Source organism: Polaromonas sp. CG_23.6 (assembly GCF_029892315.1).
Lineage (GTDB): Bacteria > Pseudomonadota > Gammaproteobacteria > Burkholderiales > Burkholderiaceae_C > Polaromonas.
This window is the reverse complement of the sequence record NZ_JARXUY010000001.1, coordinates 4,043,354-4,066,460: the sequence shown is the minus strand read 5'-3', so window position 1 is coordinate 4,066,460 and position 23,107 is coordinate 4,043,354. Positions and strand designations below refer to the sequence as shown.

Genomic DNA, 23,107 nt, shown 5'->3' with positions numbered 1-23,107 from the left:
GTACGCAAAAGCCTTCCCATCCCGCCCGGTTAGATCATTCGTCCGGTTTGAGCGCCGTGATCCGCAGCCGCAGCGCATTGCTGATCACCGAGACCGAGCTCAGGCTCATGGCCACCGCAGCGACCATCGGCGACAGCAGCCAGCCGGTGAACGGGAACAGCAAGCCGGCGGCCAGCGGCACGCCCAGCAGGTTGTAGATGAAGGCAAAGCCGAGGTTTTGCTTCATGTTAGCCACCGTGGCGACCGACAGGGCCCGCGCCGTTGCGATGCCGCGCAGGTCGCCCTTGACCAGCGTGAGCTGCGCGCTGTTCATGGCCACGTCGGTGCCGGTGCCCATCGCAATACCGACGTCGGCTCTGGCCAGCGCCGGGGCGTCGTTGATGCCGTCGCCGGCCATCGCCACGATGCGGCCTTCCTTTTGCAGGCGTTCGACCAAATGCAGCTTGTCCTGCGGCTTGACCTCGCCATGCACCTCGTCGATGCCCAGGCGCTTGCCCACGGCCTGCGCGGTGGTCAGGCCATCGCCGGTGGCCATGATGATGCGCAGGCCCGACTTGCGCAGCGAAATCAAGGCTTCTTCGGTGCTGGCCTTGATTGGATCGGACACCGCCAGCAGCCCTGCCAGCTGGCCATCCACCGCCAAGTGCATGACGCTGGCGCCCGTGCTGCGCAGTTGTTCGGCCCGGTCGGCCAGGGGTGCCACGTCGATGCCGAGCTGCTGCATCAGCGTCGTGTTGCCGATGGCGAGCGACTTGCCGCCGACCACGCCCTTCACACCGATGCCCGACGCGGAATCGAAGTCCTCGGCTTTTTCCAGCGCCAGCTTGCGCTCCCGTGCCGCGTTGACGATGGCGGCCGCCAGGGGGTGCTCGCTGCCCTGGTCCAGGCTGGCGGCCAGGCGCAGCACCTCGTCTTCGCTGAAGCCATTGGCACCCAGCGCCACCTCGAAAGCCGGCTTGCCTTCGGTCAGCGTGCCGGTCTTGTCGACGATCAGCGTGTCGACCTTGCACAGGTTCTCGATGGCGGCGGCGTCCCGGAACAGCACGCCCTGCGTGGCGGCGCGGCCAGTGGCGACCATGATGGACATCGGCGTGGCCAGCCCCAGCGCACACGGGCAGGCAATGATCAGCACCGTCACCGCGGTGATCAGGCCATAGACCCAGCTCGGCTGCGGGCCGAAGAAGCCCCAGGCAAAGAAGGTCAGCAGCGCGATGCCCACAACGCCATAGACAAAATACCCGGCCACGACATCGGCCATGCGCTGCATCGGCGCCTTGGAGCGCTGCGCCTGCGCCACCATCTGGACGATCTGCGACAGCACGGTCGCCGAGCCAACATGCTCGGAACGCATCAGCAAGGCGCCGCTGGTGTTGAGCGTGGCGCCGATCAATTTGTCGCCGACCCGCTTGGTCACCGGCAACGGCTCGCCCGTCAGCATGGATTCGTCCAGTGCGCTGCTGCCTTCGAGCACTACGCCATCGACCGGCACCTTCTCGCCGGGGCGAACGCGCAGGCTGTCGCCTTCGTGCACGTCGGCCAGGGGAATGTCTTCCTCGCGGCCGTCCGGCTGCACGCGGCGCGCCGTCTTGGGCGACAGGCCAAGCAGTGACTTGATGGCTGCCGATGTCTTGGACCGCGCCTTCAATTCGAGCAGCTGGCCGAACAGTGTCAGCGAGATAATGACCACCGCCGCCTCGAAGTAGACCGCCACGCGGCCCATCGAGATGAACGAAGACGGAAAGACACCAGGCGCCAGCGTCGCGACCACGCTGTAGACGAAGGCGGCGCCCGTGCCCAGGCTGATCAGGGTCCACATGTTCGGGCTCCGGTTCACCACCGACTGCGCGCCGCGCACGAAGAACGGCCAGCCCGCCCACAGCACCACCGGCAGGGACAGAACCAGCTCGACCCAGCTTTGCGTGACCATGTCGAACCAGCCCAGCCGGTGGCCGAACATGGCCAGCGTCGTGACGATCACTGTCAGCGGCAGCGTCCACCAGAAGCGGCGGGTGAAGGACGCGAGTTCGGGGTTCTCGTCATCGTCGAGGGTGGGCATGACGGGCTCCAGCGTCATGCCGCATATCGGGCAATTGCCCGGATGGTCTTGCCGGATCTCGGGATGCATCGGACAGGTGTAAATCGTCCCTGCCGGCGCTGCCTTCGACGGTGCACTCGGTGCAGGCGGCTTGGCGGTGTAGGCCGACGGATCGGCCGAAAATTTCGATTGGCATCGGGCGCTGCAGAAGTAGTAAGGCCTGCCTTCGTGCGCCAGATGGTGCGGCGACGCCGCCGTCACGTCCATCCCGCAGACCGGGTCTTTCAGCTTGACGGCTCCTTCCGGCGCACCGTGAAGGGGATCCGTTTTTGCGGGGGCTGCGCTCGGCAATGGTGTGACAGGCATGTCCATCTAGGGTTCCTTCTGAAGGGGCGGCCACGGCCGCACAGGATGAATGGCCGATCCGGCCCGACAGGCGCAGACCGGCGCGAAGCTCAGGTGGGGACAGGAGCGGCCAACGCCGCACGCACGCGTTCAAGACGCGCCCGGACTTCAGCCGCCACCTTGGCAACCTCGGGGTCGTCGGTCATTTGCATCACCGCCACCGGGTCCATGAACCCCACCGTCTGGCCGCCGTGGGCCTCTTCCCGCACGATGACGTTGCACGGCAGGAGCAGTCCGATGTCCGGCTGGGCCGTCAGGGCACGATGTGCCAGCGGCGGGTTGCAGGCGCCCAGGATGCGGTAAGCGGGCATGTCGATATTCAGCTTGGCTTTCACCGTCGCCTGGATGTCGATGTCCGTCAGCACGCCGAATCCTTCGGCCATGAGTGCGTCGGTGACCCGCGCGATGGCCTCGGGAAAACGCATGTCCGCCAGGGTGCAATAAAAGCCGTAGGATTCACCGGGAGGGGTCGTGGCCGGAGGCCGGGGGGTGTTCATTGCGTACTCCTTCAAGGTTTGGCCGGGGCTGGCGGCATGCGGTCGGTCATCATCTGCATCATGGACTGCATCATCTGCATGTGCTTTTCCATCATCTGACGGTCCATGCCCATGCCCCCTTCCATGGCGCCTTTGCCATGCATGCCCGACATGGCGCCCATGCCACCCATGCCACCTTTTCCCATCATGCCGCCCATCATGGCCATGCTGTCCTGCATGACCTTCATGTGCTCGGCCATCAAGGCGCTGCGCTGTTCGGGCGTCATGGACTGCATCATCTTGTCGTGCATGGAATGCATGGTTTTCATCTGCTCATCCATGCGGGCCATGTGTTCACCGGAACCGCCCATGGGCATGCCCGCAGCGGGCGCGGCATGGGGAGGGGGTGCATTCCGGTCGACGGATGTCTGGGCACACCCGGCAAGGCCGAAGGTGAAGGCGGCGGCTGCAAAGGCCAGTGCGCGAAGTGACAACATGTGAAGGCTCCCGGAGTAGGTATGAAGAATGAAATCGCAGCAATGCAGGCAATACGGCCGGGTCTGTCTGACATCGAATCGACACGCCAGGCAATGGCTTGCTTGTAAACCTGAAGATTCAAGGCGTCTGTGCGGCAGCTTACACCCAGGCAGTTCAGTCAGGGCGCCGACGTCACGATTCAGCCGCAGCAGCAGCCCTTGCGTACCGGTGCGGCCGCGGGCGCCGCAGCCTGGGCTCCGTCCTGAATGGCCACGGGGGTGTAGCCCGCTTGCCGGATGACATCGCTCCATTGCCCGGCAGGGACGGTGTCGGATTCGATCTGGACGCGGTGGGCGCTGATGTCGATCTGCACGGTGGCGCCGGGGTCCCGCGCCTTCACTGCCTTCGTGATGGTGCTGGAACAATGGCCGCAGGTCATGTCCTTGACTTCAAACGTGTTCATGGGTGGGTCCTTGATGGGAACGGGTTGGAAAAGAGGTACTTTCGACCTTTCCACCGTGGGAAGGTCAAGCGACGCTCCTTGGCGACCCCCCTGGCAGTACGGGTATGCGGCAATGCACCTTGACCGTTGCCAGCATGAAAGCGCCCGGCCATGGAAGTCAATCCATGGCCGGGCTGCGTCCGGACCAGCTTGATGCGCAGGCTTCAGGCCATGGCGCCGTCGCCTCGCCGTCGCCCGATCGTGATGCCAGACAAGGCCGGTGGCAGGCTTGTCAACTGTTCAGCGCCGCAGGTTCGGTGTCTTCCGGGGACGTCACGCCGATGGACTCGATCTCCCGGGGCTCCAGTGTCTCGGACGTGCTGGCAATCAGCGCATTGACCGCAGCAATGAAGGAGCCGGATGGCCCGCCCCCGCCGCCTGCGCCACCGGTTCCACCGCCACCCACCGTCGTGCCACCGTCGCCACAGGCGCCCAGTGCCAAAGCCAGTGCCACGGCAGCGGCGCCCTTGAAAAAAAGCTGATGGTTCATCATTTTTTCCTTAGTTGTTGAAATTGCCGGGAATTGGCGTGTTGAGGTACGGGAACGCTGACTTGAACGTGGTGGCATCCTTGCGCACGCCGTCGGTCAGGGGCAGCGCGCCTGCCGGTGCATCGGCAGGCTTGCAGCCTACCTTGAGGGTGTCCCCGGCACCTGTCAATGCGCACAGCGCACCCATGGCCACCCGCAGGGACAAGTCCACCACATCGTCGCCAGGGCGCCGTCCGTTCGGAAAACCGGCCTTGTCGTTCGCTGCCACGCCCAGCGGATTTTGAGCCGCCGGGGCAACCGGGGCAATGGTGGTGTTCAGGCGCAACATTTCCGAAGCAACGACGTTTTTCGGCTGGTTCAGGCCTTCAAGGCCTTTCAGGAACACTGTGACCAGGTCGGTCCTCGGGAAGTTGGTGGGCGCCTTGGCTGCGGGAAACAAGGTTTGCACCACGGCAGGCAAGGTCGGGTTGGTGACGTAGTTGATGAACTGCGCGTCGCCCGACGGCTTGGACGCGTTGAAACGGTCTTTGTCATCCATGCCGATCACCACCTCGTTGACCAGCGGCATGCCGACGCGGGACACCTGCGCCCAGGGGCCGCCTTCCTTGGTGGCATTGTTCAGGCCTTTGGGCGAAGGATTGATCAGGCGTCCCTGCCGAACGCTGGCCGTGGTGTAGGCCCCGATGACCGGCTCGCCTGCCGTGGTCAGGCAGGAAATCGGCACTTCCAGGGCAATCGAGCTGATGTTCTTGTTTTCCAGGTCGTTTTTATTGCCGTTGACTTCAGCGCCCAGCGGATTGAGGTTGAAGAGGTCAAAAATCTTGCCAACGGCGATGTAAAACGGCTCCTTGCGCTGGCCGACGAAAACGCGCCCTGGCGCGGCGCAACCAGGAATCGCGACGTTGTAGATGTGCTTGTTGGCATAGACCTCGTAACAGGTGGCGCCGCAAAATGTCTTGTCACCGATATTGTCGACCGGCTTGTCGAATTCGGTCCCGCCGCCGGCTGCGTTTGTCAGGCTGGTCTTGGAGCCACTGCGGCGGTCGCCCCTGACCAGGTCCACGGTGTAGGTTTCACGCACATTGAGCTTCGCATCGTTGACTTCGCTCACAGTACCGGAATTGATAAGCGGAATCGGCACATCCTTGTCACCCACCTTGAGGGTGAGTTTCTTCGAGGTGTTCTTGAACCGGAACTGGAACGTCAGGTGCTCTTTTGCATCCCCCACGTTGTCAACATGAATTTCGTACAAGGCGTTTTGGTCAAACTGGTAAAAAAACGGTCCTCCTTGCGGATCCTGAAAAGGAATGTAATTGGCAATCATCGTCACGTAGTCCTGACGGCCCGCCTCGTAGCTGCGAAACATATACAGGTCAGTGCCGTCCACCTTGGGCTGGTTGGTGATGAACGGTGCTTCACGGTGGCTGGAAGCCTGCGCAGGCAAAGCGCTGGCAAGCGCGAGAGCGCTGATAACCGCAGCGGCTAAAACGTTTTTCTTGGCGAAACCGGGCATGTGTGTCTCCTGAAAAGATGGAAAAATTCCACCTTCATGGTGTTGATGCCCCTGCTCTGATTTTTGTAGGCAGTCCTTTCCAGCGCGAATAGGACAGATTGCTGATCAGCAATCAGTAATCACTGATCATTGACTGCTTCATCAAGACAAACGCGCCCATCCAGCGTGCAACGCTGGCGCAAAACATGCCCTTGGATTGCCCCTTCAACAGGTGGCTGGTCGTTCCATGCAAGCCTACAGGCGTAGCCGACTTTTGGCTACGCCTGTCTGTGCAGTGCGGTGGGAAGATGCAAACTTTCACAGGTGAAGGCAAATGAATCCCTATCGACGTTTTGTGGCGATGATCGTCGTCTCGACCCTTGTGATGTTCGGTCTGATGTACCTGAACACCTACCAGCTGGACCATGTGTTCTTCAGCGAGACGCGGGCGTACATGGCCTTGCTCATGGGCGCCACCATGGCCATCGTCATGCTGGCGTTCATGACCCACATGCTTGAAAATCGCAGCGCCAACCTGGGCATTGCGGTGGTCAGTGCCGTGGTCTTTGCCGGATCGTTGTGGCTGGTCCGAAGCCAGGCGACGGTCGATGACGTGTCGTACATGCGCGCCATGATTCCCCACCATTCAATTGCCATCATGACCAGCACGCGCGCCCGCATCTCCGACCCCAGAGTTCGCAAGCTGGCCGATGGCATTGCCCAAGCCCAGGTCCGCGAGATTGCAGAGATGAAGCAGCTCATCCGGGACATCGACGCAAGGCGCTGAGCCTGATACGTCATCTTGGGCCCCCTGTTTTCAGGGGCGGAAGATTTTTGGCAAGCACTAACCGAGACTTGAAATTTGTCAGGATTGCGCAGCGGTTCGGAATGACATCACGGTACAGGGTGAATGACCTCCGTTGGCCTGCATTCCTGTTTTCGCTTAGCGGGCGAAGATGCGAGCGTGGGCAAGTCATCGGGTTCAGGCTTGTGAACGGCCTGTGCATTATTCAAATTCAAGCAAAAAATGGCTTACCCGCAAGCCCACAAAGAACTTGCAGCTATTGATTCAGGAGCGAATCACCACGGGCTGGACCGGCGTTGGAAAATACAGCACGCGGTCCATGCCGCTGCGTCTTTCTGCCAGCGCCAGCTTCAGCTCACGCTCCACCCGGCGCTTTTCACTGGCGCCGAGTTGCGTGGCCACCTCGATCCGAAGCGGACTGCAGCACAGCCACAAGCGGTCCTTTCGGGCACCGCCGCGCTCCAGCCGGGCCCAGGCCGGGTTCATGCAGTAGTGCCGGGTGTTCAGCCCGCGCACCACCTCGATGTCCAGCTGGCCATCCGGACCGAAGCTGATCTGCTCGCCGTCTGCCGCATGCACCATATAAAAAAGGTAGAGCGTTCCGGCCACGCTGATCTCCAGCAGGCACCACAGGGGAATCATCCACACGCCGTACCAGCCGAAGGGCAGGGCAACGGCTGTGCTGAACATTGCCAGCGCAACAAAGCTCATCAAGAGCTGGCGCGGCGTCAGCGCGCAGCGCCGTTTGAGCCGCCAGCGGGGCGGGTCAACGCCGGCATCTGCCGCAGGCGGACGGTCGGCTTCTGTGGATGAAAAAGCGTTCATGGCGTGGGTCGATGAGGTGGCGGCAGCAGCTCCGGCTTCTGCGCAGGGTTTGCATTGGCGCAGCGGAACGCAAAATATACCTGCGCCGGGCAAAAAGTAAATGCGCTGTCGGTAACGGCCCCAAGTCACGCGGCTGTGCGGGTTGCCGCAGCCCGCCCCACCCAGGCCAACTGCAAAGGCAACTGGGCGAAAAACCACGTTCCCCGTGCAGACTGACAGGCCAGGGCAAGGGCCGTCCTAAAATACCGTCCAGCCATGTCCGATCAAAATTTCCCCAAACCTCCCGCTTCCGGCGCCGTGCGTGTGCGCGCCGTGCCGGCCGATGCCAATGCGCCCGCGCCAACGGTCCGCCTGAACAAACGCATGGCCGACCTGGGCCTGTGCTCTCGCCGCGAGGCCGACGACTGGATTGCCCGGGGCTGGGTGCGCGTCAACGGCGTGCCTGCGGTGATGGGCCAGCCGGTGGCGGCCACTGCGCGCATCGACGTTGCCCGCGAAGCCGAGCAGCAGCAGCGCCAGCAGGTCACCATTTTGATCAACAAGCCGGTCGGCTACGTCAGCGGCCAGGCCGAGGACGGCCACGAGCCTGCCGTTGCGCTGGTGCAGCCGGAAAACCGCTGGCGCGAATGCAACAGCCGCATGCGCTGGGGCTTTGAGCAACTGCGCGGTCTGGCGCCGGCCGGCCGGTTGGACATCGACTCGATTGGCCTGCTGGTGCTGACGCAGGACGGCCGCGTGGCGCGCCAGCTCATCGGCGAGGACTCGGAGATGGAAAAGGAATACCTGGTGCGCGTCAGCTACGGGCATGAGAACGTCAACGTGCAGGCGGCGTTTCCGGCGGAGCGGCTGGCCGCGCTGTGCCACGGGCTGAGCCTGGACGGCAAGCTGCTGCGCCCGGCGCAGGTCAGCTGGCAAAACCCCGAGCAGCTGCGCTTTGTGCTGAAAGAAGGCAAGAAGCGCCAGATTCGCCGCATGTGCGAACAGGTCGGCCTGTTTGTCACCGGCCTGAAACGCGTACGCATCGGCCGTGTCAACCTGGGCCACCTGCCGATTGGCCAGTGGCGCTACCTGGCGCCGCACGAGCAGTTCTGAGACGGGCGCTAGCTTAGGATTTATACAAGATCGGTATTTAAAACGAAACTGGCTGGCTATTTGCTGTCGCGCAGAACCATTGCCAAAGAGGCGTACCAAGCCGATAGGTCGTCAATCTCCTGATCGCTCAGGGGTTTTGCAATCACGCTCATGACCTCATGGGTGCGCTTGCCACTGCGGTAATTCTTGAGTTGCTCGGTCAGATAAATCTGGGGTTGGCCTGCCAAATTGGGCGCATTGGGCAGCGTTGCGACGCCTTGAACGCCATGGCAGACCGCGCAGGCTGCATCGGCCTTGGCTTTGCCGGCCTCGAGGTCGGCGGCTGCTGCAAGCGTCAGGGCGCAGGAGGCCCCCAGTGCAAGCAGAATCTTCAGCATTCTCATTTTTTTAATTCCTGGGTAGCCCATGAAAAGACCCGTTCAGGCTGGTTGCGCCAGCCTGAACACCGGGTCTTTGAAAGTCAGTTAGTTAGCGTAGGTTACGCGGTAAATGGCGCCCGCATAGTCATCCGAAATCAGCAGCGAGCCGTCTTTCATCGGCGCCACATCCACCGGGCGACCGCGGTAAACACCAGTTTCGCTGTCAAGCCAGCCGTCGGCGAATACCTCGGATTTGCCAGCCGAGCCATCGGCGTTGACAGGAACGAAGTTGATTAGCGCTCCAGTGGCCTTGGTGCGGTTCCATGAGCCATGGGCAGCAACGAACATGCCTCCCTGGAATTTGGCTGGAAACTGCTTGCCGTTGTAGAAGTTCATCCCCAATTGCGCCTGATGCGCTGGAAACTCGACTTGGGGAAACACCGCCTTGGCAGGCTCTTTCATGTCCTTGAGATCAAGTGCCGCTGACGAGCCGGCCACCTTGACCTTGCCGACCCAGTAAGGGTAGCCAAAGTGCTGGCCAACCGCAGTCGCGCGGTTCAGCTCGCCCGGAGGGGTTTCATCACCCATGCCATCGGTCTGGTTGTCGGTAAACCACAAGGTTTTGTCCTTGGGATTGAAGTCCATGCCGACCGAGTTGCGCACGCCCCGGGCAAACACTTCTCGCTTGGAGCCATCAAACGCGTCCATGCGAATAATGCCGCCAATGCCCAGTTTGTCGTACAGATCCACTTTGCCGGCGGGCTGCACATTGTGCGGCTGACCCAGGGTGATGTACAGCTTGCCATCGTCGCCAACCCGGCAGGTGCGGGCGCCGTGGTTGTAGGACTCTTCCTCGACCGGAATCAGATTGCCCTGGCCCACGACTTCAATCACGGCGACATCCGGGCCTTCATAGAAAAACTCGGCCGCCGGGAAGTTGAGCACGCGGTTGTGCTCCACCACCACCAGGAAACCGTCCTTGGTCCAGCACACGCCATTGGGCACCTTGAAATTGAGCGAAGGCGCAAAAGCCTTGACCTCGGTGGCCGTGCCGCTGCTGTTCCGGTCGGTCACAGCCCAGACCGTGGTTTTTCGGGTACCGACAAAGAGCATGTTGGTCGATGGCGCGACGGCCATATGGCGCGCATCGGGCACCACGGCATACAAATCGATCTTGAAGCCCGGCGGCAGCTTGATTTTTTTCAGGTTGGCGCGAATCGCATCGGCGTTCTTGCCTTCCTGGGGAACCGACGGAATGTTCAGGTCCGTGCCCGACACCTTCATTTGCTTGAGATTGGCAATATTGTCCTTTGGTGCCTGGGCCGCAGCCCCCAGCGCCAGCCCACCCGCCGCCAGCGCAAGCAACAATTTCGCAACTTTCATGAAGTCTCCTGTTTAGATGGTTTTGTCAATGCATGAAGCCACACAGCATGGCGTCTCATTAACCGCCATCATTTCCAAAAAATCAATAGCTCGATGCCTGGATGCGCTACGGTTTCGGGTAAATACCAATCGGGTAAATACCCGTCTGAAAAAGCTTGCTAAACGGCAGATAACCACCGCGCCGGACACTGCCGGTTTGAAGTTGCGCCAGAGGCGCAGCGGCTTCGCCCAGAAACATCAGCGCGATTCAGCTGCTATTGAAAAAATAGCTATAAATGCCCGCCGGTATTGCGCAATCGATATATTTTGCATAAAAACAAGTTTCCGGACACGGCCGCTGCGGCCACTGGCTGGCGCAGGGTTGAAAATAGCGGGTTGCGGGCGCATCTGTTGCGCTGTCTTTTATTCATCCTGACTGAGCCAAACCCATGCAAAAACAAACCCGTCCCTTTCAAGCCGAAGTTGCACAGCTGCTCAAGCTGGTCACGCATTCGCTGTACTCCAACCCTGAAATCTTTTTGCGCGAGCTGATTTCCAACGCCTCGGATGCCTGCGACAAGCTGCGCTTTGAATCGTTGAACGACGCCGGCCTGTACGAAAACGACAGCGAACTGAAGGTGCGCGTCAGCTTCGATGCCACCGCCAAAACCTTGAGCATCACCGACAACGGCATCGGCATGTCGCAGCAGGAGGCGATTGACCACCTCGGTACGATTGCCAAGAGCGGCACGCGCGACTTCGTGTCCAGCCTGTCGGGCGACCAGAAGGCCGATTCGCAGCTGATCGGCCAGTTCGGCGTCGGCTTTTACTCGGGCTTCATCGTCGCCGACAAGATCACCGTCGAAAGCCGCCGCGCCGGTCTGCCTGCAGCCCAAGGCGTGCGCTGGGTCAGCGACGGCACGGGCGAATTCGAGGTCGGCGAGATCGAGCGCGCCGAACGCGGCACCAGCATCACGCTGCACATGAAAGAAGACGCCAGCGAGTACCTGAACGCCTGGAAGCTGAAAAGCGTCATCAACAAGTATTCCGACCATATTTCGCTGCCCATCATGATGGAAAAAGAAGAGTGGAAGGAAGGCGAAAACGACCAGCCGGGCGAGATGGCCAAAACCGGCGAATGGGACACCGTGAACCAGGCCGCCGCGCTCTGGACGCGCGCCAAGAAAGACATCACGCCCGAGCATTACGCCGAGTTCTACAAACAGATCAGCTACGACAGCGAAGCGCCGCTGGCCTATACGCACAACCGCGTCGAAGGCGCGACCGAATACACGCAGTTGCTGTTCATCCCGGCCAAGGCGCCAATGGACATGTTTCAGCGCGACAAGGCCGCCGGCGTCAAGCTCTACGTCAAGCGCGTCTTCATCATGGATGACGCCCAGGCGCTGCTGCCCAGCTACCTGCGTTTTGTCAAAGGCGTGGTCGATTCGTCCGACCTGCCGCTGAACGTGTCGCGCGAACTGCTGCAGGAAAGCCGCGCCGTCAAAGCCATTCGCGAAGGCAACACCCGCCGCGTGCTGTCGATGGTCGAGGACCTGGCGAACAACGAGCCGGAAAAATTCACGGCCTTCTATGCCGAATTCGGCGCGGTGCTGAAGGAAGGCCTGGGCGAAGACCATGCCAACCGCGAGCGCCTGGCCAAGCTGCTGCGCTTTGCCAGCTCGACCACCGACACCACCAGCGTGAGCTTTGCCGACTACAAGGCGCGCATGAAGGACGGCCAGGACGCGATTTACTACATCACCGCCGACACGCTGGCCGCCGCCAAGAACAGCCCGCAGCTGGAAATCTTCCGCAAGAAAGGCATCGAGGTGCTGCTGATGGCCGACCGGGTCGACGAGTGGGCGCTGAATTACCTGAATGAGTTTGACGGCACGCCACTGCAGTCGGTCGCCAAGGGCGCGGTCGATCTGGGCAAGCTGCAGGACGAGGACGAGAAAAAAGCCGCCGAAGAAGCGCAAACCCAGTTCAAGCCAATTTTGGACAAGCTGAAGGAAGCGCTGAAAGACAAGGCGTCCGACGTGCGCGCCACCAGCCGCTTGGTCGATTCACCGGCGTGTCTGGTGGTGCAGGACGGCGACATGTCCACGCAACTGGCGCGCATGCTCAAGCAGGCTGGCCAGAGCGTGCCAGAAGTCAAGCCGATTCTGGAAGTCAATGCCCAGCATCCGCTGGTCAGGAAGCTCGAAGCGAGCAGCGAATCGGCCAGTTTCGACGACCTGGCCAACATCTTGTTCGACCAGGCGCTGCTGGCCGAAGGCGGCATGCCGGCGGATCCGGCGGCCTATGTGCGCCGGGTGAATGCGCTGCTGGTGTGAACGCGTCACCGCACTGAATGCACAAGGCCCCGGATCACGCCGGGGCCTTTTTTTTTGGTAACTATTCAGTACCCTGAAGCGCTTCGCATTCTCTTTTTTATTGCGGATTGAGTATGCCCCGGGCTTGATCCGGGGATCCGCAATCCATGACGCCGCCTTGGGAAAAGGCATGGATCCCGGGTCGAGCCCGGGATGACAGTAGAGCCCCGGATTAGCGCAATACCTGTCTTGCGCTTTCCCCTGAAAAGCGCGCTGAAGAATTGCCTTGTACATCATTAAAAATGCCATTGGCGCCCGTCAGTAAAACGCAAGCAGCTATTTAATTAATAGCATTATGGCCATTTTCAGGGTGCCATGAAGGCGCATTGGCAAGCCGACTTCAAGGCTGGCGCCCGCCTAGGTAGGGGAAGGGGTTGACCGGCTCGCCTTTCCACCACTGCTTTTCGGGGCCGAGCCAGAAAATGGCGAAATGCAGATGCGGCGCGTCCGTATTGGCATTGCCGGTGGCGCCAACGCAGCCGATCACGCTGCCGCGCCGTACCGCCGTACCGCCGTACCGCCTGGCACTCGGCCAGCCCGTCGGCATAGCGTTCCAGGTGTGCGTAGTAATAGGCGAGTCGCCCGCTTGGGTCGAACGGGTAGACGGTGATGCCGCCGGGCTTGCTGAGGAACAGCCTGGCGATGTGGCCGTCGTCTGCCGCCAGCACCAGCGTGCCGGTGGGCGCCAGGATGTCGATGGCCTCGTGGCCGCCTTCCCGGCCATCGCCAAAGGTGTCGCGCAACTCGCGGGGGGTAATGCCCTGCACCGGCACCAGCAGGGGGGGGGGGCGGCTCGGCAAGCGTGCCGGAGATTGCCGCACGGGCCAAAGCGTCTGCCGGCGCAGCGGCCCAGGCGCTGGCGACTTCCGCCAGGCAAAGCATCGCTGCCATGCACCAGCCCCTGGCTCGGTGGGCCGGCGGATGCTCAGGCATGGACAGGCGCATCCACAAGGCGCTCAGCCTGTGCCTGCCCAGGCGACGTCAGCGCCTGCAAGGTAGTGCCGGCTGCCACTGAAGGCGAAATCGCCGCCTCGCCGCCTCAGGCCACCAGCGGCGGCGCCTGCATCGCCTCGGTCTGTTCGACGAGCATGTCCACCTGGCCTTTCCAGTAGTCGCTCGAGCCAAACCACGGAAAATTGATTGGAAAGATCGGGTCGTGCCAGCGCTGCGCCAGCCAGGCGCTGTAATGCACCAGGCGCAGCGTGCGCAGCGGCTCGATCAGCACCAGCTCGCGCCGGTCAAATTGGCCGAATTCGTCATAACCATCGACCAGCGCGCCCAGCTGGCGCAGCTGCTGGGGCCGGTCGCCCGACAGCAGCATCCACAAGTCCTGGACCGCCGGGCCGCTCCTCGCGTCGTCCAGATCGACAAAATGCGGCCCGGCCAGCGGCATGCCTTCGGGCGTCCACAAAATGTTGCCGGGGTGGCAGTCGCCATGCAGGCGCAACTGGCGCGCCTGCGGAACGCTGTCGAACACACCTTTCGCAACCACCATGGCTTCGTCGAAGGCCTTGAGCCAGCGTGACTCCATGTCCAGCGGCAGGTAGCCGCCCGCCAGCAGGGCATCGCGCGAGTCGTTGCCAAACGTCTGCAGGTTCAGGGCAGGGCGGTGCTCGAAAGGCCGGCCCGCGCCCACCGTGTGGATGCGCGCCAGGAAGCGGCCAATCCATTCGAGCACGTCAAGGTTGTCCAGCTCGGGGCGCCGGCCGCCACGGCTGGGCGACACGCTGAAGCTGAAGTCGTTGAAGGGGTTCAACGTCGTGCCGTTCAGCAGCAAAGGGCCGACCACCGGGATTTCAGCGGTCATCAGCTCGGCGGCAAACGCATGTTCTTCCAGGATTTGCGCGTCGCTCCAGCGCTTGGGACGGTAGAACTTGACCACCACGATCTCGCCTGCCCGCTCGGCGCTGCCCACGGGGCTTTCCAGGTGCACCTGGTACACCCGGTTTTCATAGCTGGACAGCGCCATCAGGCGGCCGTCGCCGACCAATCCGACGCTGGCCAGCGCGTCCAGCACGACGTCGGGCGTCAGGTGTTCGTAAACATGGATGTCGTGGCGTGCTGCAGGCGCCTTGTTGTAATCGGTCATGCCCGATTGTGGCCCCACCGCAGGGCCTGTTTCAAGCGCCAGCGGCAGGCGCAAAAAAGCCCGCCGGTTGTCAAGCGGGCGGGCCTGGGGTGCGGCCTGGGCCTGCGCGCTTATTTCAGCGTCAGCGTCACGTCGATGTTGCCGCGTGTGGCGTTCGAGTACGGGCACACCTGGTGCGCGGCATCAATCAGGTCTTGCGCTGCGGCAGCGTCCATGCCGGGCAGGGAAATTTCCATGCGAACGGCAATGCCGTAGCCATTCGGAATCTTGCCCAGGTCCACGCTGGCGTCAATGCTGATGTCGGCGGGCAAAGTAATGTTTTTCGTGCCGGCGACGGCCTTCATCGCCCCGATGAAGCAGGCGGAATAACCGGCAGCAAACAGCTGCTCGGGGTTGGTGCCGTTGCCGGTGGTGCCGGGCGAGCTCAGGTTGACGTTCAGGCGGGCATCGCTGGATTTGGCCTGGCCGTCGCGGCCGCCGGTGGTGTTGGTCTGGGCGGTGTAAAGCACCTGGTCAAGTTTCGTGGTCATGCGTTTCCTTGGAAATGCCCCGGAATCGGGGCGGGTTGAAAAATCGGAATAGGGGGATTGAGGCTATATGCTCAGGCCCGCAATTGCTGGCGCAGGGCTTGTACCTGCCGTGTCAACGATAGCAGTTCGGATGTCGTGCAATGGGTGGCGCGCCGGATGCAGTCGGGGATGTTGGCGGCCTGCGCCTTCAGCGCACGGCCGGCAGGCGTCAGCGTGATGTGAACGCAGCGCTCGTCATCAACCGCACGCAGGCGCGACACCAGACCCGCCGATTCAAGCCGCTTGAGCAAGGGCGTGAGCGTTCCCGAATCGAGAAAAAGCCGCTCACCCAGTTCGGACACGGACAAGCCGTCGCGCTCCCACAGCACCAGCAGCGCCAGGTACTGCGGATACGTGATGCCCAGCGCCTGCAGCAGCGGCTGGTAGCGCCGCGTCATGGCGAGAGAGGTCGAATACAGCGCAAAGCACAACTGGTTGTCCAGCAGCAGCATGGCGTCGGCTTTCGCCTGTGTATCGGTCGGGGATTGATCGGACATGGGTTTTATTATTGCACACAACTTAATTACGTGCAATTTGGTTGCTGAAAACTCAAGCACGGGATCCTCCTGGGGCAGGCAAAGGCTGCAAAAACAGCACGCGGCTAAACTGGATGGCCATGCAAAAATCCAGTTCACCTACCCCCGTAAAACCCAGCGACAAATCCACCGGCAAGACTTCGCGCAAGGCCCTGGCTGCCGCCCATGCGGCAAAGCCGGTCCAGGTGATTGAAGAACTCCGGCCCGGCCAGTCAATCGAGCTGCTGCAGGAGCTGCACATCCTGACCCGTGAAGGCAAGCTCAACCAGGACACGCGGCGCAAGCTCAAGCAGGTCTATCACCTGTACCAGTTCATTGAGCCGCTGCTGAAGGAAGTGTCGGCCAACGGCCACGGCTTCACGCTGGCCGACCACGGCGCCGGCAAGTCCTATCTGGGTTTCATCCTGTACGACCTGTTCTTCAACGTGGCGCACCAGGGCGAAAAGGTCAACGGCCATGTCTACGGCATTGAAACCCGCGCCGAACTGGTGGAAAAATCGCGCGCGTTGGCGCTGCGGCTGGGTTTTGCGAACATGTCCTTTTTGAACCTGTCGGTGCAGCAAGCCACAAGCGCCGCCGACCTGCCGCCGCAGGTGGACATCGTCACCGCGCTGCATGCCTGCGACACCGCCACCGACGACGCCATCGCCTTTGGCCTGGCCAAGCAGGCGCGCCACATGGTGCTGGTGCCCTGCTGCCAGGCCGAGGTGGCCGGCGTGCTGAGAAAAACACGCGCCTTGAACCTGAACAAGAACCCGCTGGCCGAGTTGTGGCGCCATCCGCTGCACACCCGCGAATTCGGCAGCCAGATCACCAACGTGCTGCGCTGCCTGCAGCTGGAGGCCAACGGCTACCAGGTCACGGTGACCGAACTGGTTGGCTGGGAGCATTCGATGAAAAACGAACTCATTCTGGCCAGCCGCCCGGCCCTGTCGAACGGAGCCCATGCGGCAAAGACCCGCGCCGCGCAGACGCGCTTGCAGCAGGTGCTGGCCGAACTGGGCCTGGGCGAGTTGACGGCGCGCTTCGCGGTGGCGGCCGGGGACGCCGGGCCAGCGTGACAGCTGGCCGGGGCGGAATTCTGCATCAGCACGCGCAAACCAGTGCTGCCCAAAGTACCCAGTCGGTGTGGGCGACAGCCGTGCGTGAAGCGAAAGCTAAAAAAAGCAGGCGGCCGGTGAGTGTTCTGTTTTGTCACAGGTGTCTCGGAACGGAACGTTGCATGGCGCCTCAAGCCGGCGCATGTGACACAAACTGCGCAAGAGCGCTTTGGTTTTGATTCAGTGAAAGCTATTTTTGATTAAAAATGGCTCTGGCGCAATTTCAGTAGATGCAAGCAGCTATGAATTAAGGAGCAAAATTGATCCGATGGCCTGTGCGCCGTGAGGCAAGGGCTGCAAAAGGATAGCGAAATATCCGGGAAACGGGCGAGCAATGCGGGTTTTCCGTCTTCGCCCCGCTGGCACGTTCCTTGATACTGATGCAGTACCCGCAAGGAAGGCCATTTCGCCATTGACCCGAAAAAGGAGACCCATGATCTACGCAGCACCCGGCGCCCCGGACGCCCCGCACACCTACAAAGCCCGGTACGACAACTTCATCGGCGGCGAGTGGCTTGCGCCGGCCAAGGGGCAGTACTTCGACGTGATCAGCCCGGTCAATGGCAAGCCTTACACGCAGGTCGCCCGTTCCACCGCCGAAGACATCGAAAGCGCCCTTGACGCCGCCCATGCGGCCGCCGACACATGGGGCCGCACCTCTGCAGGCGAGCGCTCCAACGTGCTGCTCAAGGTGGCCGACCGCCTCGAAGCCAACCTCGAACTGCTGGCCTGGGCCGAAACCGTGGACAACGGCAAGCCGATCCGCGAAACGCTGAATGCCGACATTCCGCTGGCCATTGACCACTTTCGCTATTTCGCCGGTTGCATCCGCGCGCAGGAAGGCGGCATCAGCGAGATCGACGAGAACACCGTCGCCTACCACCTGTACGAGCCGCTGGGCGTCGTCGGCCAGATCATTCCCTGGAACTTCCCGATCCTGATGGCCGCCTGGAAACTGGCCCCGGCGCTGGCCGCCGGCAACTGCGTGGTGCTCAAGCCCGCCGAATCCACGCCCATCAGTATTTTGTTGGTGGCCGAACTGATTGCCGACCTTCTGCCCGCCGGCGTGCTCAACATCGTCAATGGCTACGGCCGCGAAGCCGGCATGCCGCTGGCCACCAGCAAGCGCATCGCCAAGATCGCCTTCACCGGCTCCACCTCGACCGGCCGCGTGATTGCGCAGGCAGCGGCCAACAACCTGATTCCGGCCACGCTGGAGCTTGGCGGCAAATCGCCCAACGTCTTTTTTGCCGATGTGATGGACAAGGACGACAGTTTCCTGGACAAGGCCATCGAAGGCCTGGTGCTGTTTGCCTTCAACCAGGGCGAGGTCTGCACCGCGCCGTCGCGTGCGCTGATCCAGGAATCGATTTACGACGCTTTCATGGAGCGCGTGCTTCAGCGCGTCGCCGCCATCAAGATGGGCAACCCGCTAGACACCGACACCATGATGGGTGCGCAGGCGTCCAAGGAGCAGCTCACCAAGATCATGTCCTACCTCGAACTGGGTCGCCAGGAGGGCGCCGAGGTGCTGATTGGCGGCGAGCAGGCCGAGCTGGGCGGCGATTACGAAGGCGGTTATTACGTCAAGCCCACGCTGTTCAAGGGCCACAACAAGATGCGCATCTTCCAGGAGGAAATCTTTGGCCCGGTGCTGGCCGTGACCACCTTCAAGGACGAGGCCGATGCGCTGGCCATTGCCAACGACACGCTCTACGGCCTGGGTGCCGGCGTGTGGAGCCGCAACGGCAATGTCGCCTACCGCATGGGCCGCGCCATCAAGGCCGGCCGCGTCTGGACCAACTGCTACCACGCCTACCCGGCGCACGCGGCGTTTGGCGGCTACAAGGAATCGGGTCTGGGCCGTGAAAACCACAAGATGATGCTGGGCCACTACCAGCAGACCAAGAACCTGCTGGTCAGCTACAGCGAGCAAAAGCTCGGGTTCTTCTGATATTTTTGACCTGTTGCTGAACGGTCGGCCCAAGGCCGCGCAGCATTCACGGGGACGGGCAACCGTCCCTTTTTGCGTTTCATGGTGTTTTAACGGGAGATCGAGATGGTTGAAAAAGTCATTGCCACCCCGGCGGCGCTCGAACTGGTCGAGCAGCTCCAGGCGAAACATGGCACCGTCATGTTCCACCAGTCCGGCGGCTGCTGCGACAACAGTGCGGCCAATTGCTACCTGCCGGGCGAGATCACGATGGGCGCAGGCGATGTCTTTCTGGGCGAGATCGGCGGTGCGCGGTTTTACATCGGCAAGTCGCAGTACGCGTCCTGGAAGCACACGCAGCTGATCATCGACGTCATTGACGGGCATGGCGGCACGTTCTCGCTCGAAGGCCCCGAGGGCAAGGCGTTTCACACGCGTTCGCGGGTCTTCACCGAAGCGGAACTGGAAGAAATCGAAAGGCAGGATGCCGCGCAATCCGGGGCACAAGCCTTGTGAATCTCTGACCTGGTTCAAGGCAAGCCAGCTTTGGCGGGATTGATGCCTTGCGTGTGCCGGTAGGTCACACATTCGCGTTTGATTGAATCGCCAGAAAAAGGCGAGAACTTCTTTGGGCTCAAGGGTTGGTGCTGTTGTGCGCCTTTGTTGTCGTGTTGCAGAATGGGGTCGTTCCAAGCATTCGTCCGCCGTAAGACGGGCCGGGCCGAATCGCAAGGCAAGGACACCAAAAGGTCTCGCGCCATATTTCGCGCAGGTCGCACACGCAATTCAAGGAGAGGAGGATGAGCATTCCGGCTACCCGCTATTCACCTTCCCGCGCAGACTCGCCAAGCGGCTACGAAACAGAAGACGAACGAAAGCGCGTGCTGATCGACGCGTCTCACCAGCGTTCGCAGTCCTTCGGTATTGCCAGTTCCGACCCCCCCGATTTTTCTCTGCCCAGCCAAATCGTCCTGACGCAGACGGTGGAAGAAAACCGTTTTTTGATGCTGCATGCCGCGCCCGCCATGGAAACGCTGTATGGGCAGATCGCCAACACCCACAGCATGGTGCTGCTGACGTCGGCCAAGGGCGTGGTGTTGCACTCGCTGGGCGACAGCGACTTTCTGGAAAAGGCCTCGCAGGTGGCGCTGACGCCCGGCGTGGACTGGTCTGAAGACAGCAAAGGCACGAATGCCATCGGCACCGCGCTGCGCGAGGAGCTGCCCGTCATGGTGCATGGCGGCGAGCACTACATGAACGCCAACAAGTTCATGAGTTGCTCGTGCGCACCCATCATGGACCCCTACGGCCAGCTGATCGGGGCGCTGGACGTGAGCGGCGACCACCGCAGCGTTCACCCGCACACGATGGCGCTGGTGCGAATGACGGCGCAAATGGTTGAAAACCACATGTTCGCCGACATCTTCCCGAAGGCTGTGCGCCTGCATTTCCACAGCCGTCCCGAATTCATCGGCACGCTGGTCGAGGGCATCGTGGTGTTTTCCCCTGAAGGGCACTTCCTGTCGGCCAACCGCAGCGCGCAGTTCCAGCTGGGCTTGTCCCACAACGCGCTGAAGGCACACACTTTTTCGTCACTGTTCGGCATTGCCATGTCGCAACTTTACGAGCTCTGCCGGGGCGGTATTCCCCGGCTGCATGCAATGTGCCTGCACAACGGCGTGACGGTGTCCTGCCGGGTCAGAATCAAGCAGGCAGTGCAGTGGTTTGGGGGTCACGACGCGAGCCATGTCGCCGCGCTAGGCCTGCCGGCCGACCCGGACATCAACCGGAACACTGCGACGCGCAAGCTGCAGTTGTCCACGCTGCGTTACCTCGACACCGGCGACCCGCAGGTGTCGGCAGTGATCCGCAAGCTCCGCATGGTGCGCGGGCGCGACATCCCGATCATGATCCTGGGAGAAACCGGCACCGGCAAGGACCTGATGGCGCAGGCCATTCATGGCGACTCCGACCGGGCTGCCAAGCCCTTTGTGTCGGTCAATTGCGCGTCCATTCCCGAAACCCTGATCGAGTCCGAACTGTTTGGCTACGAGGACGGCGCCTTCACCGGGGCGCGCAAGAAAGGCGCCATCGGCAAAATCCAGCAGGCCAACGGCGGCACCCTGTTTCTCGATGAAATCGGCGACATGCCCCGGCATTTGCAGGCACGCCTGCTGCGCGTGCTGCAGGACCGCCGCGTCAGTCCGCTCGGCGCCAGCAGGGAAGTGGACGTCGATATTGCCATCGTGTGCGCCACCAATAAAAGCCTCAAGGACATGATCGCGCGCGGCGAGTTCCGGGAAGACCTGTATTACCGGCTGAACGGTCTGGTGGTGCGCCTGCCGGCGCTGCGCGAGCGAACCGACTTTGATCTGGTCCTCAGCAAGATCATCGGCAGCCTGTGCGACAAGGGTGCGAAGGTCGGGCTGGCGGCCGACGTGCAGGCCATGTTCCGCGCCTACCACTGGCCTGGCAACTTCCGCCAGTTGCACAACCTGCTGCGCACTGCCGTGGTCATGATCGGCTGCGAGGGGCTGATCGAGCGCATTCACCTGCCCGACGACTTTCTTGAAGAACTGGCGCAACCGCCCGCCGGCCAGCCGTTGGAGAAAACGCCGGCCGCCAGCGCCGTCCCGGAGATTCGGCATGTCCCGGTGCATGAACGGCCGGTCTGCGAAGCCGCTGGTCACAGCCTGCAGGATGTCGCCTTGTCCGCCATGGCCCGGATGCTGCGCCAGCACCAGGGCAACGTGTCGGCTACTGCCAAGGCGCTCGGGGTTTCGCGCAATACCATCTACCGCAAAAAAGACCAGCTGCCGCCGGATGTCTGGAAATGATGCTGTGCCGTCGTCCTGCGCTATGGGGTGTCGGTCAGCGCGAAATTACCCCGGATTTTCTCTGGACGATTGGCTTTTATTGCTACTGAATTAATAGCTGTTGAGGAATTCAGGATAAGCGCAAAATGCCTTTTTGATACAAAAAATCATCGACTTCCTGAAGTCAAGCCCTGTGGGTCTGGCTCCGGCCGGTTTCGTGTCTTGAAAATTTCAAGGGGCCGTGCGGGGCTGGCGGACTGCCTTTGCCAGCGTGTCGCGCACACCCGGCTCGCTGGCCAGATGGCCTGCCAGCGGCCAGTGCGCTCTGGCCAGTCCGTTTCGCAGCGCTTCCTGCTGTGCCACCCAGCGGCGGGTGTTCCTGGGTGGACAGACCGCATCAAAGCGGCCATGCACCCAGTCGCTGGGAATTGCGCGCAGCGCCAGGCGGCGTACGGCGCTGTCCAGCGTGCCGGGGCGCACAAAGCCTTTGTGCCTGAGGTAATGGCCCTGAATCCGGAATTTTTTCCAGCCACTTTGGTCCGTGCGGCTGGTACGCGCCTGTTGGAGGTTGGCCAGGCTGCGCCGCTGCTGGCGTTTGATCTGCGCCCAGGCGCGGCGGTGCGCATTGGCGCGCTGTCGCGGGTCGCCCGGTGGCGCATTCTCCACACTGGCCGAGTGGACCACGCTGCGCCACAAGCCGCTCAGCGCCGAGCGCAACTCCAGCAAATTCCAGCAGCGCACAACGTTCCGTGCGGCGACACCGGGCGTTGCCGATTGCAGCATCTGCCCAAGCCGTGCAAGCACCCGCGCGTCGCCGCTGTAGGGCGCGCGCGGCCAGTAAGGGCTCTGCAACACCGCGCGGTCGCGCCTGGGATCGGGGCGGAGAAGGCCAAAAATTTCCCGGCGCGTGAGCGCAAAAGCGCCGCGCAGTACCAGCCGCGTGACCCTGTCCGGGTGCGCCTGGGCATAGCGCAAGGCCACCACGGTGCCCCACGAGCCCGCCAGCAAGGCCCAGCGTTCAATGCCCAGGTGGCGGCGCAGGGTCTCCAGGTCAGCCACCAGCTGGTCGGTGTGGTTGCCCGCCAGCCGGGCTGCCGGGCGCGACCGGCCAGCGCCGCGCTGGTCAGGCAGCACGGCGCGCTGGCGGCTGAGTTGAAAGGGTGCAAGCAAACCCGGATGGCACGAGGCGCCAGGCCCGCCATGCACCACCAGCCAGCATTCGCCGTTTGGCGCCCCGCAGTCGCGGTAAGCCATGCGCGCACCGCGACCGGTTGCCACAAAGTGGGGTGAATGCCAGCCGGTATCCGGTTTGGCCTTTACGGCTGGAGGGGTAGGGGGCGTGGTTTGATTTGGCATTGAAGTTGCA

At 62.2% G+C, this 23,107-nt stretch carries 22 protein-coding genes; 8 read left to right on the top strand and 14 right to left on the bottom strand.

What is annotated here, in order from left to right; translation table 11 throughout:
- Positions 1-34: 34 nt before the first annotated feature.
- The 6 genes from H4V98_RS19255 to H4V98_RS19230 form a co-directional block, all read right to left on the bottom strand.
- Complete coding sequence (locus H4V98_RS19255; protein ID WP_196861873.1) at positions 35-2,407, bottom strand: heavy metal translocating P-type ATPase; 2,373 nt, start codon at positions 2,405-2,407, stop codon at positions 35-37.
- 83 nt (positions 2,408-2,490) lie between these two features.
- A complete protein-coding gene (locus H4V98_RS19250) occupies positions 2,491-2,937 on the bottom strand; it encodes a DUF302 domain-containing protein (protein ID WP_255532109.1) in 447 nt (148 codons plus the stop codon).
- Positions 2,938-2,948: 11 nt separating this feature from the next.
- Entirely contained in the window at positions 2,949-3,413 is a 465-nt protein-coding gene (locus tag H4V98_RS19245; RefSeq protein WP_231374557.1) for a hypothetical protein, read from the bottom strand.
- Positions 3,414-3,592: 179 nt separating this feature from the next.
- A complete protein-coding gene (locus H4V98_RS19240) occupies positions 3,593-3,856 on the bottom strand; it encodes a heavy-metal-associated domain-containing protein (RefSeq protein WP_280757835.1) in 264 nt (87 codons plus the stop codon).
- 271 nt (positions 3,857-4,127) lie between these two features.
- Positions 4,128-4,385, bottom strand: a complete 258-nt coding sequence (locus H4V98_RS19235; RefSeq protein ID WP_196861875.1) for a hypothetical protein — start codon at positions 4,383-4,385, stop codon at positions 4,128-4,130.
- Positions 4,386-4,395: 10 nt separating this feature from the next.
- Entirely contained in the window at positions 4,396-5,898 is a 1,503-nt protein-coding gene (locus tag H4V98_RS19230) for a DUF4331 domain-containing protein (protein ID WP_196861876.1), read from the bottom strand.
- 313 nt (positions 5,899-6,211) lie between these two features.
- Between H4V98_RS19230 and H4V98_RS19225 the strand changes: the two genes are divergently transcribed.
- On the top strand, positions 6,212-6,664 hold the full coding sequence (locus tag H4V98_RS19225) for a DUF305 domain-containing protein (RefSeq protein ID WP_196861877.1): 453 nt from the start codon (positions 6,212-6,214) through the stop codon (positions 6,662-6,664).
- Between the two features lie 282 nt (positions 6,665-6,946).
- On the opposite strand, the gene H4V98_RS19220 is transcribed toward H4V98_RS19225, so the two are convergent.
- Complete coding sequence (locus tag H4V98_RS19220; RefSeq protein ID WP_196861878.1) at positions 6,947-7,507, bottom strand: DUF2244 domain-containing protein; 561 nt, start codon at positions 7,505-7,507, stop codon at positions 6,947-6,949.
- 255 nt (positions 7,508-7,762) lie between these two features.
- Between H4V98_RS19220 and H4V98_RS19215 the strand changes: the two genes are divergently transcribed.
- Entirely contained in the window at positions 7,763-8,599 is an 837-nt protein-coding gene (locus H4V98_RS19215) for a pseudouridine synthase (RefSeq protein WP_196861879.1), read from the top strand.
- A 56-nt stretch (positions 8,600-8,655) separates the two neighbouring features.
- Here H4V98_RS19215 and H4V98_RS19210 read toward each other — a convergent pair whose 3' ends face one another.
- Entirely contained in the window at positions 8,656-8,976 is a 321-nt protein-coding gene (locus H4V98_RS19210; RefSeq protein WP_231374556.1) for a cytochrome c, read from the bottom strand.
- Between the two features lie 87 nt (positions 8,977-9,063).
- Complete coding sequence (locus H4V98_RS19205) at positions 9,064-10,341, bottom strand: PQQ-dependent sugar dehydrogenase (protein ID WP_196861881.1); 1,278 nt, start codon at positions 10,339-10,341, stop codon at positions 9,064-9,066.
- Positions 10,342-10,369: 28 nt separating this feature from the next.
- Between H4V98_RS19205 and H4V98_RS19200 the strand changes: the two genes are divergently transcribed.
- Complete coding sequence (locus H4V98_RS19200; RefSeq protein ID WP_196861882.1) at positions 10,370-10,756, top strand: hypothetical protein; 387 nt, start codon at positions 10,370-10,372, stop codon at positions 10,754-10,756.
- A 13-nt stretch (positions 10,757-10,769) separates the two neighbouring features.
- Positions 10,770-12,659, top strand: a complete 1,890-nt coding sequence (gene htpG, locus H4V98_RS19195; RefSeq protein WP_196861883.1) for a molecular chaperone HtpG — start codon at positions 10,770-10,772, stop codon at positions 12,657-12,659.
- A 344-nt stretch (positions 12,660-13,003) separates the two neighbouring features.
- On the opposite strand, the gene H4V98_RS19190 is transcribed toward htpG, so the two are convergent.
- The 4 genes from H4V98_RS19190 to H4V98_RS19175 all read right to left on the bottom strand — a co-directional run bounded on the left by H4V98_RS19190 (position 13,004) and on the right by H4V98_RS19175 (position 15,853).
- Positions 13,004-13,519 (bottom strand): hypothetical protein, encoded by a 516-nt coding sequence (locus tag H4V98_RS19190; protein ID WP_280757834.1) that lies wholly within the window; start codon positions 13,517-13,519, stop codon positions 13,004-13,006.
- A gap of 218 nt (positions 13,520-13,737) precedes the next feature.
- Positions 13,738-14,787: a serine/threonine protein kinase gene (locus tag H4V98_RS19185; protein WP_196862192.1), complete on the bottom strand. Its 1,050-nt coding sequence runs from the start codon at positions 14,785-14,787 to the stop codon at positions 13,738-13,740.
- A gap of 110 nt (positions 14,788-14,897) precedes the next feature.
- The gene (locus H4V98_RS19180) at positions 14,898-15,317 is read right to left on the bottom strand and encodes an organic hydroperoxide resistance protein (protein WP_196861886.1); all 420 of its coding nucleotides are present in this window, start codon (positions 15,315-15,317) and stop codon (positions 14,898-14,900) included.
- Between the two features lie 71 nt (positions 15,318-15,388).
- Positions 15,389-15,853: a MarR family transcriptional regulator gene (locus H4V98_RS19175; RefSeq protein ID WP_196861887.1), complete on the bottom strand. Its 465-nt coding sequence runs from the start codon at positions 15,851-15,853 to the stop codon at positions 15,389-15,391.
- Between the two features lie 119 nt (positions 15,854-15,972).
- Between H4V98_RS19175 and H4V98_RS19170 the strand changes: the two genes are divergently transcribed.
- From H4V98_RS19170 to H4V98_RS19155, 4 genes are all read left to right on the top strand, one after another.
- Positions 15,973-16,953: an SAM-dependent methyltransferase gene (locus H4V98_RS19170; protein ID WP_196861888.1), complete on the top strand. Its 981-nt coding sequence runs from the start codon at positions 15,973-15,975 to the stop codon at positions 16,951-16,953.
- A gap of 472 nt (positions 16,954-17,425) precedes the next feature.
- A complete protein-coding gene (locus H4V98_RS19165) occupies positions 17,426-18,946 on the top strand; it encodes an aldehyde dehydrogenase family protein (protein ID WP_196861889.1) in 1,521 nt (506 codons plus the stop codon).
- Between the two features lie 105 nt (positions 18,947-19,051).
- Positions 19,052-19,441: a DUF779 domain-containing protein gene (locus H4V98_RS19160; RefSeq protein ID WP_196861890.1), complete on the top strand. Its 390-nt coding sequence runs from the start codon at positions 19,052-19,054 to the stop codon at positions 19,439-19,441.
- 284 nt (positions 19,442-19,725) lie between these two features.
- Positions 19,726-21,762 carry a sigma-54-dependent Fis family transcriptional regulator gene (locus tag H4V98_RS19155; RefSeq protein WP_196861891.1) on the top strand — a complete coding sequence of 679 codons (2,037 nt, stop codon included), beginning with the start codon at positions 19,726-19,728 and terminating at the stop codon, positions 21,760-21,762.
- 210 nt (positions 21,763-21,972) lie between these two features.
- On the opposite strand, the gene H4V98_RS19150 is transcribed toward H4V98_RS19155, so the two are convergent.
- A complete protein-coding gene (locus tag H4V98_RS19150; protein ID WP_196861892.1) occupies positions 21,973-23,097 on the bottom strand; it encodes an alpha/beta fold hydrolase in 1,125 nt (374 codons plus the stop codon).
- Positions 23,098-23,107: the final 10 nt, after the last annotated feature.

Excerpts from the sequence above, each read along its gene's own strand:
- H4V98_RS19255 (WP_196861873.1), bottom strand. The coding sequence starts at position 2,407 with ATGGACATGCCTGTCACACCATTGCCGAGCGCAGCCCCCGCAAAAACG.
- H4V98_RS19250 (WP_255532109.1), bottom strand. The coding sequence starts at position 2,937 with ATGAACACCCCCCGGCCTCCGGCCACGACCCCTCCCGGTGAATCCTAC.
- H4V98_RS19245 (WP_231374557.1), bottom strand. The coding sequence starts at position 3,413 with ATGTTGTCACTTCGCGCACTGGCCTTTGCAGCCGCCGCCTTCACCTTC.
- H4V98_RS19240 (WP_280757835.1), bottom strand. The coding sequence starts at position 3,856 with ATGAACACGTTTGAAGTCAAGGACATGACCTGCGGCCATTGTTCCAGC.
- H4V98_RS19235 (WP_196861875.1), bottom strand. The coding sequence starts at position 4,385 with ATGAACCATCAGCTTTTTTTCAAGGGCGCCGCTGCCGTGGCACTGGCT.
- H4V98_RS19230 (WP_196861876.1), bottom strand. The coding sequence starts at position 5,898 with ATGCCCGGTTTCGCCAAGAAAAACGTTTTAGCCGCTGCGGTTATCAGC.
- H4V98_RS19225 (WP_196861877.1), top strand. The coding sequence starts at position 6,212 with ATGAATCCCTATCGACGTTTTGTGGCGATGATCGTCGTCTCGACCCTT.
- H4V98_RS19220 (WP_196861878.1), bottom strand. The coding sequence starts at position 7,507 with ATGAACGCTTTTTCATCCACAGAAGCCGACCGTCCGCCTGCGGCAGAT.
- H4V98_RS19215 (WP_196861879.1), top strand. The coding sequence starts at position 7,763 with ATGTCCGATCAAAATTTCCCCAAACCTCCCGCTTCCGGCGCCGTGCGT.
- H4V98_RS19210 (WP_231374556.1), bottom strand. The coding sequence starts at position 8,976 with ATGCTGAAGATTCTGCTTGCACTGGGGGCCTCCTGCGCCCTGACGCTT.
- H4V98_RS19205 (WP_196861881.1), bottom strand. The coding sequence starts at position 10,341 with ATGAAAGTTGCGAAATTGTTGCTTGCGCTGGCGGCGGGTGGGCTGGCG.
- H4V98_RS19200 (WP_196861882.1), top strand. The coding sequence starts at position 10,370 with ATGCATGAAGCCACACAGCATGGCGTCTCATTAACCGCCATCATTTCC.
- htpG (WP_196861883.1), top strand. The coding sequence starts at position 10,770 with ATGCAAAAACAAACCCGTCCCTTTCAAGCCGAAGTTGCACAGCTGCTC.
- H4V98_RS19185 (WP_196862192.1), bottom strand. The coding sequence starts at position 14,787 with ATGACCGATTACAACAAGGCGCCTGCAGCACGCCACGACATCCATGTT.
- H4V98_RS19180 (WP_196861886.1), bottom strand. The coding sequence starts at position 15,317 with ATGACCACGAAACTTGACCAGGTGCTTTACACCGCCCAGACCAACACC.
- H4V98_RS19175 (WP_196861887.1), bottom strand. The coding sequence starts at position 15,853 with ATGTCCGATCAATCCCCGACCGATACACAGGCGAAAGCCGACGCCATG.
- H4V98_RS19170 (WP_196861888.1), top strand. The coding sequence starts at position 15,973 with ATGCAAAAATCCAGTTCACCTACCCCCGTAAAACCCAGCGACAAATCC.
- H4V98_RS19165 (WP_196861889.1), top strand. The coding sequence starts at position 17,426 with ATGATCTACGCAGCACCCGGCGCCCCGGACGCCCCGCACACCTACAAA.
- H4V98_RS19160 (WP_196861890.1), top strand. The coding sequence starts at position 19,052 with ATGGTTGAAAAAGTCATTGCCACCCCGGCGGCGCTCGAACTGGTCGAG.
- H4V98_RS19155 (WP_196861891.1), top strand. The coding sequence starts at position 19,726 with ATGAGCATTCCGGCTACCCGCTATTCACCTTCCCGCGCAGACTCGCCA.
- H4V98_RS19150 (WP_196861892.1), bottom strand. The coding sequence starts at position 23,097 with ATGCCAAATCAAACCACGCCCCCTACCCCTCCAGCCGTAAAGGCCAAA.